Source organism: Microbacterium sp. CBA3102 (assembly GCF_007954505.1).
In the GTDB taxonomy this organism is placed as follows: Bacteria; Actinomycetota; Actinomycetes; order Actinomycetales; family Microbacteriaceae; genus Microbacterium; species Microbacterium aurugineum.
The window spans coordinates 82864-102315 of the sequence record NZ_CP042412.1; the positions used below are offsets into that span (position 1 = coordinate 82864).

16 protein-coding genes and 1 tRNA gene are annotated in these 19452 nt (G+C 68.5%); 2 read left to right on the forward strand and 15 right to left on the reverse strand.

Going from position 1 to position 19452, the window contains the following annotated elements:
- Nucleotides 1-38 precede the first annotated feature (38 nt).
- From FGL91_RS00435 to FGL91_RS00470, 8 genes are all read right to left on the reverse strand, one after another.
- The gene (locus FGL91_RS00435; protein WP_153242767.1) at nt 39-842 is read right to left on the reverse strand and encodes an amino acid ABC transporter ATP-binding protein; all 804 of its coding nucleotides are present in this window, start codon (nt 840-842) and stop codon (nt 39-41) included.
- The gene (locus tag FGL91_RS00440; RefSeq protein WP_047522873.1) at nt 829-1494 is read right to left on the reverse strand and encodes an amino acid ABC transporter permease; all 666 of its coding nucleotides are present in this window, start codon (nt 1492-1494) and stop codon (nt 829-831) included. The genes FGL91_RS00435 and FGL91_RS00440 overlap by 14 nt, the downstream gene beginning before the upstream one ends.
- 3 nt (nt 1495-1497) lie before the next feature.
- Nucleotides 1498-2319 carry an amino acid ABC transporter substrate-binding protein gene (locus FGL91_RS00445; RefSeq protein ID WP_153242769.1) on the reverse strand — a complete coding sequence of 274 codons (822 nt, stop codon included), beginning with the start codon at nt 2317-2319 and terminating at the stop codon, nt 1498-1500.
- A 187-nt stretch (nt 2320-2506) separates the two neighbouring features.
- Nucleotides 2507-3196, reverse strand: coding sequence for a 50S ribosomal protein L1 (rplA, locus tag FGL91_RS00450; RefSeq protein ID WP_047522875.1), 690 nt, complete (start codon nt 3194-3196; stop codon nt 2507-2509).
- A gap of 11 nt (nt 3197-3207) precedes the next feature.
- Complete coding sequence (gene rplK / locus FGL91_RS00455; RefSeq protein WP_033106100.1) at nt 3208-3639, reverse strand: 50S ribosomal protein L11; 432 nt, start codon at nt 3637-3639, stop codon at nt 3208-3210.
- Nucleotides 3640-3969: 330 nt separating this feature from the next.
- A complete protein-coding gene (nusG, locus tag FGL91_RS00460) occupies nt 3970-5004 on the reverse strand; it encodes a transcription termination/antitermination protein NusG (protein WP_047522345.1) in 1035 nt (344 codons plus the stop codon).
- Between the two features lie 42 nt (nt 5005-5046).
- Nucleotides 5047-5319 (reverse strand): preprotein translocase subunit SecE, encoded by a 273-nt coding sequence (secE, locus tag FGL91_RS00465; protein ID WP_017201518.1) that lies wholly within the window; start codon nt 5317-5319, stop codon nt 5047-5049.
- Between the two features lie 40 nt (nt 5320-5359).
- Nucleotides 5360-5432: transfer RNA gene (locus FGL91_RS00470), tRNA-Trp, on the reverse strand.
- 196 nt (nt 5433-5628) lie between these two features.
- On the opposite strand from FGL91_RS00470, the gene FGL91_RS00475 reads away from it, so the two are divergent.
- Both FGL91_RS00475 and FGL91_RS00480 read left to right on the forward strand, forming a co-directional pair.
- Complete coding sequence (locus FGL91_RS00475; protein WP_227991781.1) at nt 5629-7452, forward strand: HSP90 family protein; 1824 nt, start codon at nt 5629-5631, stop codon at nt 7450-7452.
- A 23-nt stretch (nt 7453-7475) separates the two neighbouring features.
- Complete coding sequence (locus FGL91_RS00480) at nt 7476-10280, forward strand: hypothetical protein (RefSeq protein WP_153242773.1); 2805 nt, start codon at nt 7476-7478, stop codon at nt 10278-10280.
- An 8-nt stretch (nt 10281-10288) separates the two neighbouring features.
- On the opposite strand, the gene poxB is transcribed toward FGL91_RS00480, so the two are convergent.
- From poxB to FGL91_RS00515, 7 genes are all read right to left on the reverse strand, one after another.
- Nucleotides 10289-12013, reverse strand: coding sequence for a ubiquinone-dependent pyruvate dehydrogenase (poxB, locus tag FGL91_RS00485; protein ID WP_153242775.1), 1725 nt, complete (start codon nt 12011-12013; stop codon nt 10289-10291).
- A gap of 144 nt (nt 12014-12157) precedes the next feature.
- The gene (locus FGL91_RS00490) at nt 12158-12595 is read right to left on the reverse strand and encodes a pyridoxamine 5'-phosphate oxidase family protein (RefSeq protein WP_047522352.1); all 438 of its coding nucleotides are present in this window, start codon (nt 12593-12595) and stop codon (nt 12158-12160) included.
- 112 nt (nt 12596-12707) lie between these two features.
- Nucleotides 12708-14072, reverse strand: a complete 1365-nt coding sequence (locus FGL91_RS00495) for an NAD-dependent succinate-semialdehyde dehydrogenase (RefSeq protein WP_047522354.1) — start codon at nt 14070-14072, stop codon at nt 12708-12710.
- A gap of 58 nt (nt 14073-14130) precedes the next feature.
- A complete protein-coding gene (locus FGL91_RS00500) occupies nt 14131-15597 on the reverse strand; it encodes an NAD-dependent succinate-semialdehyde dehydrogenase (protein WP_153242777.1) in 1467 nt (488 codons plus the stop codon).
- Nucleotides 15598-15619: 22 nt separating this feature from the next.
- Nucleotides 15620-17167: an APC family permease gene (locus FGL91_RS00505; protein ID WP_131494318.1), complete on the reverse strand. Its 1548-nt coding sequence runs from the start codon at nt 17165-17167 to the stop codon at nt 15620-15622.
- Nucleotides 17167-18051: a universal stress protein gene (locus FGL91_RS00510; protein ID WP_131494316.1), complete on the reverse strand. Its 885-nt coding sequence runs from the start codon at nt 18049-18051 to the stop codon at nt 17167-17169. The genes FGL91_RS00505 and FGL91_RS00510 overlap by 1 nt, the downstream gene beginning before the upstream one ends.
- On the reverse strand, nt 18051-19433 hold the full coding sequence (locus FGL91_RS00515; protein WP_047522362.1) for a flavin monoamine oxidase family protein: 1383 nt from the start codon (nt 19431-19433) through the stop codon (nt 18051-18053). Before FGL91_RS00515 ends, FGL91_RS00510 begins: the two co-directional genes overlap by 1 nt.
- Nucleotides 19434-19452 lie beyond the last annotated feature (19 nt).

Sequence of the window (19452 nt, forward strand, 5' to 3'; positions counted from 1 at the left end):
ACGTCATCCTTCCAGCCGTCGCCCGCGACCGCGAGTGGTCAGGCGCCGTCGAGCGGGCGGAGGATGCGCGTGAGGAAACGCTGCGTGCGCTCGTGCTTCGGCGCGCGGAAGAGCTCGGCAGGAGGCCCCTGTTCGACGACCACCCCGCCGTCCATGAACAGCACATGATCCGCGGCCTCGCGGGCGAAGCTCAGCTCGTGGGTCACGACCGCCATCGTCCAGTTCTCGTCCGCGAGCTCCTTGATGACCAGGAGCACCTCGCCCACCAGTTCCGGGTCGAGCGCGCTGGTCGGCTCGTCGAACAGCAGCAGGTCGGGCTTGAGGGCGAGGGCACGCACGATGCCCACCCGTTGCTGCTGCCCACCCGAGAGCTGATGCGGACGCGCATCGGCCTTGTCGCTCAGCCCCACCCTGTCGAGCAGCACGAGCGCCTCGGCGACGACCTCGGCCTTCGGGCGCCCCTGCACCCGCCACGGCCCCTCGATGACGTTCTCGAGCACGGTGAGATGCGGGAAGAGGTTGTGATGCTGGAACACCATCGCGGAGCGGTCCCGGAGCGCGAGCCGCTTGCGTTTCTGCTCCCGCGGCGATGGCTTCGCCGACGGGGCGAAGTCGAGGTCGGGGCCACCCGCGACCACGATCGTGCCGGCATCCGGGGTCTCGAGTCCGTTGAGCGCTCGCAGGACGGTGGTCTTGCCGGAACCGCTGGGGCCGATGAGCACGACGACCTCGCCGCGGTGCAACGTCAGATCGATGCCCCGCAGCACCTCATTGTCACCGAAGCTCTTGCGGAGACCGCGGGCGGTGAGAAGGGCGTCGGTGGTGTTCTCAGTGGGCGACACGGCTGTCAAGCCTCCTCTCGAGGGCGCTCTGTCCGAAGGAGAGCACCAGGCAGAACACCCAGTAGACCAGCGCGGCCGCGAGGTACACCACCATGAACTCGAGGGTCGTCGCGGCGATCTGCTGCGCCACCTTGAACAGTTCCGTGACCAGGATCAGCGAGGTGAGAGAGGTGTCCTTGACGAGGGAGATGAAGGTGTTCGACAGCGGCGGCACCGACACCCGCGCCGCCTGGGGCAGGATGATGCGCGTGAGCGTCCGCGTGCGATTCATGCCGACCGTGTAGGCGGCCTCCCACTGCCCCTTCGGGACGGAGAGGATCGCCGCACGCACGACCTCGGCACCGTAGCCGCCGACGTTGAGCGACAGTGCGATGATCGCGCTCGGCCACGGGTCCAGCGTGATCCCTACCGACGGCATGCCGTAGAAGATCACGAACAGCTGCACGAGCATGGGCGTGCCCCGGATCACGGAGATGTAGAAGCGCGCGACCCCCGCGACCACCGGATTCACCGAGATCCGCATCAAAGCGACACCGACCGCGATCGCGAGTCCCAGCGCGAACGACAGCAACGCGAGCGGCACCGTCGCCGTCAGACCCGCCCAGGCGATCGGCCCGAGCGCATCGAGGAACAGCTGCCAGGGACTCTCCATCGGCTATTTCGTGACGTCTTCGCCGAAGTACTTGTCGCTGATCTCGGCCAGGGTGCCGTCGGCGCGGAGCTCCTCGAGCGCGCCGTCGACGGCCTCGACCAGCGCGTCCTTGTCCTTGGTGAAGACGAAGGCCTGGGTGCCGGCCTCGTCCGTCTCGGCCGCGATCTTCAGCCCGGTGGGGCTGTTGGTGGTCTCGTAGTCGAGGAAGGTCAGCTTGTCGTTGACCGTCGCATCCACACGCCCTTGGCGCAGCAGCTCGACGGCTTGGGCCCAGCCCTCGACCGCTTCGACCTTGGCCCCCGAATCCGTGGCCAGCTCATACCAGTTGCTCGTGAGCGACTGCGCGGTGGACTTGCCGTCGAGGTCAGCGAAGGACGAGATCGAGTCGTCGTCGTCCGCCACCACGATGACGCCGGGTGAGACCGTGTACGGGGTGCTGAAGAGGTACTTCGCCTCGCGCTCGTCGTTGACCGACACCTGGTTCGCGATGACGTCGAACCGTCCCGCATCCAGCCCGGCGAAGATCGCATCCCACTGCGTCTCCTGGAACTTCACCTCGAGGCCCAGCTTGTCGGCGACGGCCTGGATGATCTCCACGTCGAAGCCCGTGAGGTCTCCCGCGCCGCCGTCGTCGTGGAAGCTGAAGGGACGATAGGTGCCTTCGGTCGCGACCGTGAGCGTGCCCTCCTGCACCAGCCCGAAGTCGGCGTTCGCGGATCCGTCTCCGCCGCCCGGAGTACTCGCGGGAGTGCTCGACCCGCTGCAGGCGGTGAGCACCGCGGCAGCGGCGACGAGTGCGGTGACGGCGATGAGACGACGGGACATGGACCCTCCTGGGGTGTGAAGCGCGGTGCGAGTTTACGTGACCGGCGCGGGAACTTCCTCACAGTACGCGGGGGCCGCCGGTTTCCCTCATCCGATGACGTTTCGTTTCACCGCGCACGCGGAGCCCGGGTGCAGGGACGCGAAAACGCCCCCGGGCGAACCCGAGGGCGTTCTCTGCGAGTCAGACTCAGATGGCGTTGACGTCCAGCGGGATGCCGGGGCCGAACGTGGTCGACACGGCGCCCTTCTGGATGTAACGGCCCTTCGAGCTCGACGGCTTGAGGCGGACGATCTCCTCGAGCGCTGCGCCGATGTTCTCGCCCAGCTGCTCTGCGGTGAAGGAGGCCTTGCCGACGACGAAGTGCACGTTGGCGTGCTTGTCGACGCGGAACTCGATCTTTCCGCCCTTGATCTCCTCGACGGCCTTGGCCGGGTTCGGGGTCACGGTGCCGGTCTTCGGGTTCGGCATCAGACCGCGCGGTCCGAGCACCTTTCCGAGACGACCGACCTGGCCCATGAGCTCCGGGGTGGAGACCGCGGCGTCGAAGTTGGTCCAGCCGTCGGCGACCTTCTGGATGAGCTCGGCGCCGCCGACCTCATCTGCACCTGCGGCGATCGCTGCCTCGGCCGCGGGGCCGGTGGCGAAGACGATGACGCGGGCGGTCTTACCGGTGCCGTGGGGCAGGATGACGGTGCCGCGCACCATCTGGTCCGCCTTGCGGGGGTCGACAGCGAGCTTCAGCGCGACCTCGACGGTCGAGTCGAACTTCGACGAGCCGGTCTCCTTCGCGAGGGCGACGGCCTCGGCCGGGGTGTAGAAACGGTCTGCCTCGATCTTCTCGGCGGCAGCCTTGTAAGCCTTGGACTTGGTAGCCATGATTATTCTCCTCAGCCCTCGACCGTGATGCCCATGGAACGGGCGGTGCCGGCGATGATCGAGATAGCAGCCTCGACGTCGTTCGCGTTCAGGTCGGCCTGCTTGGTCTCTGCGATCTGACGGACCTGGTCCTTGGTGATCTTCGCGACCTTGACGGTGTGCGGGGTCGAAGAGCCCTTCGCGACGCCTGCGGCCTTCTTGATGAGCTCCGCGGCGGGCGGGGTCTTCAGGATGAACGTGAAGCTGCGGTCCTCGTAGACGGTGATCTCGACGGGGATGACGTTGCCGCGCTGCGACTCGGTCGCGGCGTTGTACGCCTTGCAGAACTCCATGATGTTGACGCCATGCTGACCGAGCGCGGGGCCGATCGGCGGCGCCGGGTTGGCTGCACCGGCGTTGATCTGAAGCTTGATCAGGCCGGTCACCTTCTTCTTCGGTGCCATTCTCTTTCCTTTCATCGAATCGGATACCGGAGCATCCGCTTCTCCCACAGATCCGGCGTTTCCGAACCGTGGTCGTCTCTGCGCACGCCGAAGCGGCACACAAACCACACAATTCTACCTCATCCCCCGCCCCCTCCCGTCCCCGTCCCGCCCGTCCCGTCCGTCCCCGCCCCGCCCCCGTCCCGGGATCGCCCCCGGATCGCCGGTTGCGGGATCAAAAACGTTCCTCGCGGAGGGTTCCCGGGCGCGTTTTTGATCCCGCAACGGACGGGGGGACGCGAGAACGGCCGCCCCGGAAGGGGACGGCCGTTCTCGTGAAGGATGTGTGCGTCAGACCATCTTGGTGACCTGGTCGAACGACAGCTCGACCGGGGTCTCGCGCTCGAAGAGGGAGACGAGGACCGTGAGCTTGCCGCTCTCGGGCTTGATCTCGCTGATCGAACCGGGAAGCCCCGCGAACGAGCCTTCCTTGATCGTGATGGTCTCGCCGACCTCGAAGTCGACCTCGGCGGGGAGCGGACGAGCGACGGCGACGCCGCCCTTCGACGCGATGTTCTTGGCCGTGGGGACGTCCTTGACCTCGACGAGCGACTTCAGCATGTTGAAGGCCTCTTCGAAGCGCAGCGGCGTCGGGTTGTGAGCGTTGCCCACGAAGCCGGTGACACCCGGGGTGTGACGCACGACCGACCAGGTGTCTTCCGTGAGCTCCATGCGCACCAGCACGTAGCCGGGGATGCGCACGCGGGTGACCATCTTGCGCTGGCCGTTCTTGATCTCGACCACGTCTTCCATCGGGACCTCGACCTGGTAGATCTCGTCCTCGACCTCGAGCGTCGACTTGCGCTGCTCGATGTTCGCCTTCACCTTGCGCTCGAAACCGGCGTAGGAGTGGATGACGTACCACTTGCCGGGGAGCATGCGCAGGTCCATACGGAAGGCCTCGTACGGGTCTTCTTCCGCACCCTCGTCCGCCGCGGAGTCCTCGTCGCTCTGGACTTCATCGGCACCGACCTCGGGACCGTCGTAGGGGGTGACCTCTTCGGCCGCAGCCGCGTCGTGGTCGGCGGCCTCTTCGGCCACAGATTCGTTGAGGACCTCAGCGGCAGCCTCAGACTCTGCCGCTTCGTCCAGGTTGAGAGCGTCGTTCACGATCGCGTCCGCCTCCGGGTCGTCGATGTCGATGTCGATGTCTTCCGTGCCGTCTTCTTCGCCGTCTTCGCCTTCGACGTGGACCGCGACGTGCTCGGCCGAGGTGACCGAGAGCTCCTCCGCGGCGAGGACGTTGCCCTCCTGGGCCTCGTCCTCCTCGCTGGACTGCTCTGCGGCGGTCGCCCAGTCGGCGTCGTCGGAATATCGTTCAGACACGTTGCTTCTTCTCCATAGCTGCGGCGTGAGCCGCGGGGGTCATCAGCCAGGGATTCCGAACACCCAGTGCGTCACGAATGCGAACAGCGTGTCCAAGCCGTAGACGATGCCCATGACGATGATCACGAAGACGAGCACGACACCGGTGAACTTGAACAGCTCCTTGCGAGTCGGGGTGACGACCTTGCGGAGCTCGGCGATGACCTGGCGGATGAACAGGGCGATGCTCCCGAAGAACCGGGAGAAGGGGTTGCCCTTCTTCTCGCGGGTGGCGCCGGCCGCGACGACCTCGCCGCGCGGTTCGTCCTGATCCATCCTGAATGTACCTTTCGTGTGTCAGCGTTGCGCTGACGCGCAGGGCGGACAGGAATCGAACCTGCAACCTGCGGTTTTGGAGACCGCTGCTCTGCCAATTGAGCTACCGCCCTAGAGACCGGGAGGTCTCGGGGTGTTCTCCCCATTCTGCCGCCGTGACCGTGATCGGGAGACCCCAGGCATGGCGAAAGAATGCAGACAACAACTGCCCCACAAGCATACGGCATCGATCCGGTCGCGCCGAACCGGGGATCGCGATGGCGTGTTCTTGTTAGGCTCGGCGAGCGTGTGCAGGAGGAGGGAGCGCCGGTGAGCGCTGAAGTGCAGCAGTTCCAGGTGGATCTGCGCGGAGTCGTCGATCTGCTCAGTCGACACATCTACTCCAGCCCCCGGGTGTACCTGCGGGAGCTTCTGCAGAACGCCCGCGACGCGATCACGGCGCGTCGCGAGGTCGACGGCGGGGGCGGACGCATCCGGATCACTCCGCTGACCGCCGAGAGCGGCGAGTTCGTGCTGCGCGACGACGGCGTGGGGCTCACCGCGACCGAGGTCGCCGATCTGCTCGCGACCGTCGGCCGAAGCTCCAAGCGCGACATCTTCGACCTGCCGCGCAGCGACTACCTCGGACAGTTCGGCATCGGACTGCTGAGCTGCTTCATGGTCGCCGACACGATCGTCATCCGCTCCCGCAGCGCCCGCGGCGGGGCCTGCGTGGAGTGGACGGGAAGTGCGGACGGCACGTTCCAGGTGGCCGAGATCGACGAGGACCTGCCGATCGGCACCAGCGTGCACCTCGTCCCGCGCTTCGACGCCGGAGACCTGCTGCGCCCGGCCAGCGTGCACGAGCTGGCGACGACGTTCGGGGAGTTCCTGCCGGTGCGGGTCACGATCGACACCGCCTCCGGCGACATCGACATCACCCGCGACGCGCCCTTCCTCGACGCCGCGCAGGACCCGGAGGCCGCCGTGAGCTACGGACGCGACCTCCTCGGGGCCGGCCCTCTCGATGTCATCGAGCTGAGCGAGCCGGCCACCGGCACCCGCGGCCTCGCCTACGTGCTGCCCTACGCCCCGCCTCCCGGTGCACGTCAGGCGACGCGCATGTATCTGGGACGGATGCTGCTCTCCGAGCGCGTCGACGACGTGCTGCCCGAGTGGGCCTTCTTCGTCCGCGCCGTGGTGGATTCCACCGGGCTCGCACCCACCGCGAGCCGGGAGTCGCTCGTCGAGGACGACGCCCTGGAGCGCGTGCGCGAGCAGCTCGGCGCCGGCATCCGCCGCTGGGTGCTCGAGCTCGGACTGAGCGAGCCGCACCGCCTGGCGCAGTTCGTCGCCGTGCACGAGGTCGGGTTGAAGTCGCTCGTCCGCCACGACGAGGAGTTGGCCCGCTTCATCTCCCGCTGGCTGACCGTCGAGACGACGCACGGCACCCTCCGGATCGGCGACCTCGTCGAGCGTCACCCGCACATCCGGTACGCGAACACCGTGGACGAGTTCCGCCAGGTGGCCGGCATCTCCCCCGGCGGCGAGGTACTGGTCAACGGAGGGTATCTCTACGACGCCGATCTGATCCGGATGCTTCCCGACCTGTACCCGCACGTCACGGTCGAGCAGGTCGATGTGACCGCCGAGCTGGACCGCCTCGATCCTCCGCCGCTCGACGACCGCGATGCCGCCGTCGCACTGGAGGCCCGCGCCGAGGCCGTGCTCACGGCATCCGGATGCTCCGTGGTGGTGCGCTCCATCGACCGCCCCGACCTCGCAGGACTCTACGTCGCCGACCCCGAGGTGCTGCGCGCGATCGACCGCGGCCGCACCAAGGGCGTCACCGGGGCGCTCTGGGGCGGGGTGCTGGACCGCATCGACCGGACGCTGTCGTCCGGACGCCAGGAAGATCTCCGTGCACGTCTGTGCCTGAACTGGTCGAACCGTGTCGTCCGCGCGCTGGTGCGCGTGCACGACGATGCCGTGTTCGCCCGCACGGTGCAGCTCCTCTACATCCAGGCACTGCTCGCCGGGCACTATCCGCTCGCCGACGCCGACCGCGCGCTCATGACGAGTGCGCTCGCCGATCTCGTCTCGCTCTCGGCCGGCCTCGAAGGGGATCAGATCCCCTTCGAGGACGTCCGCTGACTCTCCATCGAAGGGTTCCGTCCATGGCACGTCCGAAGAAGCGCTTCCAGCAGCTGATCGAGGAGATCGATCGCACACCCTGGGGCCCCGCCGAGCAGGCCCTCGTCGCGGAAGCCGTGGCGTTGGCGGTCGAGGTCGGCGACGAGCGCCTCGAGTACGAGGCGCGGATGCGGCAGACGGCTTCGGCCAACATGGGCGGCGCGACCGACGTGATGCTGAACTCGTTCGCGTGGTGCCTCGCGCACCATGACGCGGATCCGCAGCGGTTCCCCGCCGACCTCGACAACGGCGGCGCCGACCTGATGTGGCAGTTCAAGTGGATGGCCTCCTCGTTGCGGTCCTCGCCCTCGTTCTCGCAGGAGCAGATCGCCGCCGTGCTGGACGACATGGAGGCACACTACCGCGCCGCCGGACTCGGCCTGAGCGGCGTGCTCACCGCACGCTTCGAGGATGCGTGGGACGCCGGTCGCATGGACGATGCCGAGGCGCTGCGCGTGCAGCTCGAGGCCACTCCCCGCGACGACCACAGTCACTGCGACGCCTGCGGTCGCAGTCAGGTCGCCGGCTTCTATGCGGACACCGACCGCGACGACGAGGCGATCCAGCTGGTCGAGGAGATGATCGAGGGCGGCTTCTCCTGCGGCGAGGAGCCGGAGCATGCGCTCTCCCGGGCCCTGCTCCCCTACCTCCGCGCCGGCCGCCCGGCGGAGGCGAAGACCGCCCACCTGCGCAGCTACCGTCTGGCGAAGGACAACCCGGACAACCTCCGCATCGTGGCCAACAACATCGTCTTCGCCGCGATCACGGGCAACGAGGCGCGGGCACTCGCCATGGTGGAGAAGCACATCGCCTGGCTGGCGCACGACGGACTGAACGTCGACGCGCATTTCGCCGCCCTCGCCGCCCTCGCCGTGGCCCTGGACCGGGTCACCGCCGCGGGGCACGGCGACACCCCCGTGCGCGGTGCGGACGCCCCCTCCCTCGTCCCGTTCTTCGGCGCGCACGACGGTCCCTGGAGCGCGACCGACCTCGCCGCGGCGGCCTGGTCCGCCGCAGAGCGGATCGGCGCCGCGTTCGACGAGCGGGACGGGACCCGGGGACACGCCCGCAGTCTGGACCGGATGCGCGCCCTCGCCACGGAGCAGTACGACGTGCCGATCCGCTCGGATGCGTTCGTCGCCCCGACCCTGTCCGCCGCCCCGGTGGATGCGGACGGATGGTTCGAGCGCGCGATGCAGCTCGCCCAGTTCGGGGCCGAGCACGAGACCCTCGACGCTCTTCCCCGGGCTCTCGCGGTGGAGGATCCCGACAAGCGCGCCCAGCTGCTGTCGATGCGTCTGGGCATCCTGATCGCCCTCGACCGCGCCGAGGAGGCCCTGCAGCTGCTGCCCGAGCGCATCGCCGCGCTCCGAGCCGCCGGTCGCGAGGAGCAAGCCGCGCTGGAGGAACACCTGGAGCTCGCGACCTTCGGGCTGAACACCCCCGAGACGACCGCCGCGCTGGAAGAGGCGATCTCCGACGCGGCTTCGGCTTCGCTTCCCGCCTGGTCGCGCGGTGACCTCGCGATCAGCCGCGCCGCACTGCACCTGCAGGCCGGCGAGGCGGATGCGGCACTGGATCTCGCAGAGGTCGCCGCCCGCTCGTTCGCCGAGGCCGAGGACGTTCGCCTCTCGAACACCACGACCCTGCTGGCGATCTCGGCGGTGCTCAGCAAGGGCGACCTGGAACCGGCGATCACGTTGCTCGACCGCTTCCTCGCCCAGGACGACCTCAGCACCGGACACCGGGCACAGGCCCTGCAGATCAGGGCGCGGGTGCGCGGCGGCACCGACAACTACGTCGAAGGCGCCACCGATGCGGACGAGGTCTGCCGGCTGCTCGCCGAGCTGGGAGCGACCCGCGCGCTCGGCGATGCGCACCTGCTCGCCGGGGCCCTCTGGGAGGACGCGGAAGAGCCCGAGAAGGCCGTTTCGCGCTACCGTCTCGCGTCGCGGCTCGCCGGAGAGGCCGGGGGCGACTCCACCGGTGTCGACTTCCGTCTCGCGCGCGCCATGCTGCGGGTCGGGGATGCGGAGGAAGCGGCGGAGCTGTTCGGCGATGTGCTGCAGCGGGAGGAGATCGCGGAGGTGGCCGCCGGCTCCCGTGCGATGACGGCATCGATGCTGGCCCGCGCCCTGGGCGCGGCCGGTGAGTTCGGCCAGGCCGTCGGGGCGCACGGCTACGCCTCCGAACTGTTCGGCCAGGCTGAAGAGCACGCCGATCAGGCGATGTCGATGACCGAGCAGGCCAAGATCCTCGCACGCTTCGACGAACAGGAGGACGCGATCGGGCTGCTGGAGTCGGCCGCCGAGATCGTGCGCCGCGCACCCGACGCCGTCGGAGCGCTGACCGAGGTGCTGCACAGTCTCGGGCAGGCGTACGGCGGTCGTGGTGACGAGCGGGCGTTCGCGCTCTTCGACGAGGTCGCCGCGCTCGCGCAGCAGCACGAGGCGGAGTGGCTCCTCGCCGATGTCACGGATTCGCGCGGTCGCGCTCTCGCCGAGCTCGGCCGGATCGACGAGGCGGTCGCGGCCGCGCTCACCGCCGCCGACGGGTTCGCCGCGCTCGGAGACCTGGGCTCTGCAGGGAGCTCTGAGCTGTTCGCCGGACGCGTGCTCGCCGGAAACGACAGGTCAGCCGATGCAGTACCCGTCTACCGCAGTGCGATCGAGCACGCCGCAGGCCACCCTCCCCTGCTGCAGGTGGCCGCACTCGAACTCGGCAACGTCTTCGAGTCGCTCGGTCGGCACGGTGAAGCCGCCGAGATCCGTTCGCACCTGGAGAGCTGAGCGCCCGCTCAGAAGAACTGGCGCCAGTTCGCCCTGGCGAGATCGAGGAGCTCGTCCCCGCGCCCGGACATCACCGTGCGGATCGCGTACAGCGCGAAGCCCTTGACCTGGGCGGCCTCGATCGCGGGCGGCATCGACAGCTCCTGCCGTTCCGTCACCACGTCCAACAGGGCGGGGCCGTCGTGGGCGAGCACCTCGCGCACGGCCTCCGGCAGATCCTCGCTGCGCTCCACACGACGGGCGAAGATCCCCATCGCCTCGGCGATCGCGGCGAAGCTGGGGTTCTCCAATCCGGTCCCGTACGTCACGAAGCCCGCGGCCTTCATCTCGAGCTCGACGAAGTTCAGCGACGAGTTGTTGACCACGATGGTCTTCACGGGCAGTTCGTTCTGCGTCAGGGTCAGCAGCTCACCGAGCATCATCGAGAGACCACCGTCACCCGCGAGGGCCACGACCTGTCGGTCGGGGTGGGCCACCTGCGCCCCGATCCCATGCATCAGCGCATTGGCCATCGAGCCGTGCGTGAACGAACCGATCAGCCGGCGGTCCTGGGTCATCGACAGGTAGCGGGCCGCCCACACGGTCGGCGACCCCACGTCGGCGGTGAAGATCGCGTCGTCGGTCGCGTACTCGTCCAGGAGCCGAGCCAGATACTGCGGATGGATGGGGCGGTCGCCCTTCGCGGGCACCGCCAGCTCGTCGAGCTTCTTGCGCGTCTTGCGATAGTGGGCAGTGGCGTCGTCGAGGTGGCTCCGGTCGTCCTTGCGTGCCAGACGCGGCAGCAGGGCATCGGCGGTCGCGCGCACGTCACCGACCAGCCCCAGATCGAGGGGATGCCGCTTCCCGAGCTGTGCACCCCGGATGTCGACCTGGATCGTCTTCGCACCGTCCGGATAGAACTGCTCGTAGGGGAAGTCGCTGCCCAGCACGAGCAGGGCGTCGGCGGCCTCCATCGCGCGGAATCCGGAGGCGAAGCCCAGAAGCCCCGTCATCCCGACGTCGAAGGGGTTGTCGTACTCGATGAACTCCTTGCCGCGGAGGGCGTGCACGATCGGCGCGCCGAGCGTGTCGGCGAGGGCGATGACCTCGTCGTGGGCGCCCTCCACACCGGCACCCGCGAGGATCGTGACGCTGTTCGCCGCGTTCAGCAGCGTCGCCGCCTTCTCGAGCTCCGCAGCGCTCGGCACGATCACGGGATGGCTGCGCTCGATCACGACGGTGCGATCGTCGGCGATGTCGGCGAGGGCGACGTCCCCCGGGATCACGAGCACCGCGACGCCGCGCTCCTCGATCGCGGCGCGCATGGCGATCTCCAGCAGGCGCGGCATCTGTGCGGGATCGGCGACGTACTCGACGTACACGCTGCACTCGCGGAAGAGCTCCTGCGGATGCGTCTCCTGGAAGTACCCCGTGCCGATCTCGGTGGTGGGGATCTGCGCGGCGATGGCGAGCACCGGCACACGCGAGCGGTTCGCATCGTACAGTCCGTTGATGAGGTGCAGGTTGCCCGGTCCACAGGATCCTGCGACGACCGCGAGCTCTCCCGTCGTGGCGGCATCCGCAGCGGCGGCGAACGCGGCGGACTCCTCGTGGCGCACGTGCACCCATCGGATCGTGCCGTCCTTGCGCAGGGCGTCCGTGAAGCCGTTCAGCGAATCCCCGGGGATGCCGTAGACCCGGTCGATCCCATTGGCGTGCAGAGTCTTGACGATGTTCTCAGCGACATTGGCCATGCTTCGACCCTACGCCCGGGCACCCACACGAAGGAGATCTCATGCTCTGAAGGAGCGAATGCTGTCTTCGCTCCTTCATCCTGTGAGATCTCCTTCAGGACGGGAGATCTCCTTCGGGACACGCGCCGCGCAGTGCTGGTGCGGTCAGTACTCCTGGGGACCGTCGCGCTCCGGCTCGGCGCTGCGGCGGAACGCCCGCCCCGAGACCGAGGTCGGGGCGATGCGCACGAAGACGCGCTTGAGGGTGGGGATCCAGGGCCGAAGCCCCGCGGCCTCCGCCCGCTGCACGTCGGCATCCGACTCCAGTGCGGTGGCGTACCCGCGGATGATCACGCTCCAGGCATCCGTGTCGGTGTGGTCGTCGACCTCGAACAGCACGTCGGTGTTGACGGTCAGCTCGAACAGCTTGCTGCCCGGCGCGGTGCGGAACAGGATGCCTTCGCCGTCGACCACGTAGTTCACCGGGAAGATGTCGATCGTGTCGCCCACATGGGTGACGAGGCGTCCCAGTTCCTGCGTGCCGAGCAGCTCCCAGCTCCGGTCCGAGGTCAGGGTCTCGATGGGGTCGGTGTGCGCGCTCATGCCGCCATTGTCTCCCACTCGATGTCTCCACCGACAGGCCATTCGTCACGCGTTCCGATGACGGCACGCGAACGGCCCCTCGCGGTCTGCGAGGGGCCGTTCATCGTGGCGCTCAGCCGATGCGGATGAGCTTCTTGTTGACGAACTCGTCGGCGGCCAGGTGGCCCAGCTCGCGGGCCGTGCCGCTGCGCTTGACACCGCCGAAGGGCAGCTCGGGGCTGTCAGCCAGCACGAGGTTGACGTAGACCATGCCCGCCTCGATCTTGTCGGCGACGCGCTCGGCCTGCTCGGCATCCGTGGTGAAGACGTACGAGCCGAGACCGAACGTGGTGTCGTTCGCGAGCTCGACCGCAGCGTCCTCGTCCGCCACACGGTAGACGACGGCAGCGGGCCCGAAGAGCTCCTCGCGGTACACGTTCATCTCGGGCGTCACGTCGGCCAGCACGGTCGGAGCGAAGAACGTGCCCTCGCGCGTTCCGCCGGTGAGCAGGGTCGCCCCCTGCTCGACGGCCTGGTCGATCTGCTTCTGCAGGGTGACCGCGGCCGTCTCGGAGGACACCGGACCGAGGACCGTGTCGTCGAGCATGGGGTCGGTCGCCTCGACCGCCGCCATCGCCGCCGTGAACTTCTCGACGAAGGCGTCGTACAGCCCGTCCACCACGATGAACCGCTTCGCGCCGTTGCAGGCCTGTCCGTTGTTGTCCAGACGAGCATCGACGCCGGCTTGCACGGTGGCGTCGAGGTCGTCGGTGGAGAGCACGATGAACGGGTCGGAGCCACCCAGTTCCAGCGCGACCTTCTTGAGGTTGCGGCCGGCGATCTCGGCGACCGCGGCGCCGGCGCGCTCGGAGCCGGTGAGCGAGACACCCTGCACGCGCGGGTCGGCGATCATCGTCGCGATCTGCTCGTTCGTCGCGAGCACGTTCTGGTAGGCGCCCTTCGGGAAGCCGGCGTCGTGGTAGATCTTCTCGATCGCGGTCGAGGACTCCGGGCACTGCGGCGCCGGCTTCAGCAGGATCGTGTTGCCGACGATCAGGTTCGGGGCGGCGAAGCGGACGATCTGGTACGCCGGGAAGTTCCACGGCATGATGCCGATGAGCGGTCCGAGCGAGGAGCGGCGGATGACGGCCGAGCCCTCCCCCAGGATCGCGATCGGCTGGTCCGCCATGATCGACTCCGCCTGGTCGGCGTAGTAGTCGGCGATGTCCGCGGCGAAGTCGACCTCGCCGAGCGCGGCCTCTCGGGGCTTCCCCATCTCGCGCACGAAGATGTCGGCGAGCTCCTCCCGTCGCTCGCGGTGCAGCTCGGCAGCGCGGTGCAGGAGCGCGGCGCGCTCGGCGACGGTCGACGAGCGCGACCACTCGCGGTGGGCTTCGTCGGCGGCGGCGACGGCCTCCTCGATCTGGGCGTCGGTGAAGGTGTCGAAGGACGCCAGCGTCTCTCCGGTGGCGGGGTTGATGACGGCGTAGTCGGTCATGACATGTCCTCTCGTGTGGTGGGGCGGGGCCCGACGGCGCGGGCCCCGCGCATCGGAATCAGGAGACCGGGATCAGCGTGTACTTCGTGGACAGGTACTCGTGGATGCCCTCGGACCCGCCCTCGCGGCCGACGCCGGACTGCTTGACGCCGCCGAAGGGGGCAGCCGCGTTGGAGACCACGCCCACGTTGAGACCCATCATGCCGGTCTCGAGTTTGTCGATCATCCGCTGTCCGCGCTGCAGGTTCTCGGTGAAGACGTACGAGACGAGCCCGTACTCCGTGTCGTTCGCGAGGTGCACGGCTTCATCCTCGGTCTCGAAGGTCGCGATGGCGAGCACCGGTCCGAAGATCTCCTCGCGGAGGATCGCGCTCCCGGCGACGACATCGGTGAGCACGGTGGGTTCGTAGAACGTGCCCGTGCCCTCGACGGCCTTGCCACCCGCGAGGAGGGTCGCACCGCGTCCGACCGCGTCGTCGACGAGCTCGCCGGCCTTGGCGACGGCATCCGCGTCGATGAGCGGACCGATCGCGACGCCGTCCTCCGTGCCCCGACCGATCTTCATGCTGTTGACACGTTCGGTCACGCGCTTCGCGAACTCGCCCGCGACGTCCTTGTGCACGATGAAGCGGTTGGCCGCGGTGCAGGCCTGTCCGATGTTGCGGAACTTCGCGGCGAGCGCCCCGTCCACCGCCTTGTCGAGGTCGGCGTCGTCGAACACCACGAACGGCGCGTTGCCTCCGAGCTCCATCGACACGCGCAGCACGCCCTCCGCCGCCTGGGCGATCAGCTTGCGGCCGACTTCGGTCGAACCGGTGAACGACAGCTTGCGCAGACGCGGGTCGGCGATGATGGGTGCCGAGAGCGCGCTGGACTTCGACGTCTGCACGACGTTGACCACGCCCGCGGGCAGTCCGGCCTTCTCCAGCAGCGAGACGAAGAAGATCGTGGTGAGCGGCGTGAGTGCCGGGGGCTTGATCACGACGGTGCAGCCGGCGGCGAGCGCGGGGGCGATCTTGCGCGTCGCCATCGCGAAGGGGAAGTTCCACGGCGTCACGAAGAAGGACGGTCCGACCGGGCGCTGCGACACCACCATGTGGCCGGTGCCCTCCGGGTTGATGCCGTATCGGCCGCTGATGCGCACGGCTTCCTCGCTGAACCAGCGCAGGAACTCGCCGCCGTAGCCGACCTCACCCCGGGCCTCGGCGAGGGGCTTGCCCATCTCGAGGGTCATGAGCAGGGCGAGATCCTCCTTGTGCTCCTGCACGAGGTCGAACGCCCGACGAAGGATCTCGCTGCGCACGCGAGGAGCCGTCGCAGCCCAGTCGTCCTGAGCAGCGACCGCGGCGTCGAGCGCACGGATGCCGTCCGCGGGCGTCGCGTCGGCGATGGTGCGGATCACGGCACCGGTCGCGGGGTCCTGCACGTCGAAAGTGCCGCCGGTCTCGCCGTCGATCCACTCACCGCCGATGAAGAGACCGGTGGGGATGCTGTCGAGGAGGGCCTGTTCGGTCTGGGTGCTCATGATTCTCTTTCTGTGAGGAGGGCTAGGAGCGCGGGCGTCGGCTGGGCGGTGCGTCGATGCTCAGCGTCTGTCCGCGGAAGAACGCGGGCCGTCGGACCGCGTTCCAGATCATGACGACGATGCCGACGACGATGATCAGCATCCCGAGGATGAAGACGATGCCGACGCCGCCGATCTGCGAACCGGACCCGTAGGCGGGGTCCATCGAGTCGATCAGCGTGGTGAAGAACAGCACCGCGAGGATCGCTCCGCCGACGAGCGGGAACAGGAACGTGAAGAAGAAGTTCCGCGTCGAGTCGAACCACTGCTTGCGGAAGTACCAGACGCACGCGAAGGCGGTGATCCCGTAGTAGAAGCAGATCATCATGCCGAGCGTGAGGATGGTGTCCCACAGCGTGTCCTCGCTGACCACGCGCATGACGGCGTAGAAGGCCGATGCCACGATCGCCGAGACGATCGTCGCGTATCCGGGCGTGAAGAAGCGCGGGCTGACCTTCGCGAACGACTTGGGCAGCGCGCCGTAGTGCCCCATCGCGAGCAGCGTGCGCGCCGGTCCCACGAACGTCGACTGCAGCGACGAGGCCGAGCTGGTGAGCACGGCGAGCGAGACGAGGAACGCGAGCGGACCGAGGATCGGGCCGGAGAGGTGGAAGAAGACGTTCTCCTGGATGTCCTCGTTGCCGAGTCCCAGTGCACCGGTTCCGACGCCGGCGAACATGATCATCGCGACGGCGAGCAGCAGGTACAGCGAGACGATCGTGAGCACCGTGAGGGTGGCCGCACGCCCCGGGGTCTTCTCGGGATCCTTGGTCTCCTCGTTCATGGTGAGCGTGACGTCCCAGCCCCAGAAGATGAAGATCGAGAGCGAGAGGCCGGCTGCGATCGCGCTGAACGACGAGATCGCGAAGGGGTTGAACCAGTTGAGATCGAACGGCTGGTAGTCGAAGCCGTTGCCGGCGACGGCCTGGACGATCGCCGAGATCGCGAAGAAGACGAGGACGAGGATCTGGAAGCTCACCAGCCAGTACTGCAGCTTCTGCGTCGTCTGCATGTCGCGGTACGAGACCCAGGTCGCGCCGAGCATGAACAGCAGGCACACGCTGATGTTGATCCAGGTGACGCTCGCCAGTCCGGCGATGTCCGGATTGCCGGTGATCTGCGAGATCAGCAGGAACAGGAAGTCGACCGCGATGCCGGCGAGGTTCGACAGCACCAGGATCGTGGCGACCACCAGGCCCCAGCCCGCCATCCAGCCGACCCACGGTCCGAAGGCACGGGCAGCCCACGTGAACGAGGTGCCGGAGTCGGGCATCCGGTTGTTCAGCTCACGGTAGCCGAAGGCGACCAGGAGCATCGGGATGAACCCGACGAGGATGATGGCGGGGATCTGCGACCCCACCGTGGACGCCACCGGGCCGACGGCCGCGGTGAACGTGTATGCGGGCGCGATGCACGAGATGCCGATCACGACCGCGCCGATGAGGCCGACCGTTCCGGCGCTCAGGCCCTTCGTGGAGATACCGGTGGTGACACCGGATTCGGGCTCCGTCGCCCGGTTGGTGCTGCTCATCAGCGTTCTCCTGCCTCGTTGCGGGTGCGCGGGACGACGATCATGGGGACGGGGAGCTCGTGCAGCATCTTCGCTGCTGTGGACCCCAGGAAGAGACGACGGGGCTGGGCCAGGCGGCTGGAGCCGACGAGGACGACCTCCCCGGGAAGCCAGTGGAGCTGCGCGACGGCATCCTCGACGGAGTCGCCCGGTGCCTTCTCGACCGCGGCGGTGCGACCGTCCGGCAGCAGCTCCGTCGCCACCGCCAGCACCTCCTGCGCATGCGTCTCGCCGACCGTGCGGATCGCGCCGGTGTCGAGCCCCGGAGGCACGTCGAACGGCACGAGGGACACGAGTCGGAGATCGACACCGCTGTCGCCGGCGATGGCCACGGCCTCGTCGAGAAGGGCGTCGGCGCCCGGCCGCGAGCCGACCGCGACGGTGACGCGCGGGATCACGTGGTCGTCCTGCTGCGCGGTCCCCACGGGGGCGAGGGCCACCGGGATCGTCGACGAGTGCAGGAGCTCGGAGGCGACGCTGCCGAGACGGTGGCGTCCGAAGATGCCACCACCCGCTGCGCCGATCACGATGACCCTGGCGCCGAACTCCTCACCGGCGGCGATCAGCCCTTCGGCGAACGACTCGGAGAAGCGCACGTGACCGCTGCGGGTCAGCTCCTGCGGGAGGCTGACCACGGCCTCGCCGAGCCACTTCTTGGCCTGCGCCCTGATGTGCTCTTCGTAGGCCCGCTCCGGCGGCACCGCGGCGTTGCGGGTGCCCTCGTTGGGAAGCACGATCACCAGGTGCAGCGTCGCGCCGAGGCTGCGGGCGAGCCGCGCACCGAGGGCGGCAGCATCCGCTCCCGCATCCGTCGCCGTGTACCCCACGACGACCGAGCCGCTCATCAGCCGACGCTCTCTGCGGAGCCGTTCTCACGGCTTGCTTCGACGATGTTCGAGGCCACCAGGTGCCCCATCCGGATCGCGCCGTCCACGTGCTGGTACCCGGCACCGGCGATGTCGCTGCAGGCGAAGTGGATCGGGCCGACGGGGGTGCGGAGATCCGCGCCGTACCGGTGCAGGCCGCCCATGTCGAAGCTCGCGGCATAGGCGCCGCGCGTCCATTCCTCACTGCCCCAGTCGCTCTCGTAGTAGACGACCGGGTTCTTGGCCTCGGGACCGTAGTAGTGCGACAGCGACTCGAGGATGCGCTCCTTGCGCTCCTCGGCCGAGAGCTCGAAGACCCCGTCGGCGTTGGCGTCGGACACGAAGCCGACCAGGGTGCCGCGCTCATCGCCGTGGTTCGTGTTGTCATAGGCCTCGTGCGAGAGCTCGTACGGGCTGAACGCGGTGCCACTGAGGCCCTGCTCGCGCCAGAACGGACGGTCGTAGACCGCGTGCACCTTGATGACGAAGCCCATCGAGAGGTGCTGGTGCAGCTGGTGCTGGCGGCGCGGCAGCGGCGGCACGAACGAGATGCGGCTGTACAGCACCGGCGCGTGCGCGAGGATCGCATGGCGGGCACGGACCGTGAGGTCGTCGGTGGTGGCGACGACGCCGGCATCCGACCACTCGAGGCTGCGCACGGGCTGGTTGAGGAGCACATCGTCGCCCAGACGCTCGGCGAGACGCAGCGGCACCTGCTGGAGCCCGCCGACGACCCGCTTGTCGAGGATGAAGTCGGCATCCACGAGGTTCGAGTAGGAACCGGCGGACGAGGCCATCAGCAGCGACTGCAGCAGCGAGAACGCGTGCGTCGGCTTGGTGAGCATCGCGGATCCCGTGGCGAAGGCCAGGTTCCGTACGGCCTCGTCGTCGTCGGTCTGCTGACGCAGCCACGCATCCCAGGTGATGGAGTCCCAGTCGGCGGCGCTCGGGTGCGCCCAGGGACGATCCGGGTCGATCTCGGCGACGAGCGCATCCAGGATGTCGGTGATCCGGGCGATCTCCGCCTCGGTCTCCGGGGCGACGGGGAACATCTCGCCGGTGAAGCGGTGCACCTGCCCATCGGGTCCGATGTAGACGCTGTCCCCTTCGCGGTAGCGGCTGTAGGTCTCGAGCCCCAGCTCCTCGATCGCGTCCTTGAGCGCATCCTGATCGGGCGAGACCCACTGGCCGCCGATCTCGAGCATGGCCCCGTCGATGACGTCGGTCCACAGTCGTCCGCCGACGCGGTCGCGGGCTTCCAGCACGGCGACCGACAGGCCGGCCTTCCGGAGGTCGTTCGCCGCCGTGAGCCCTGCGGCTCCGGCACCGATGATCAGTACATCGCGGGTGATCTCAGACATCTGCAACTCCTTCGTTGGG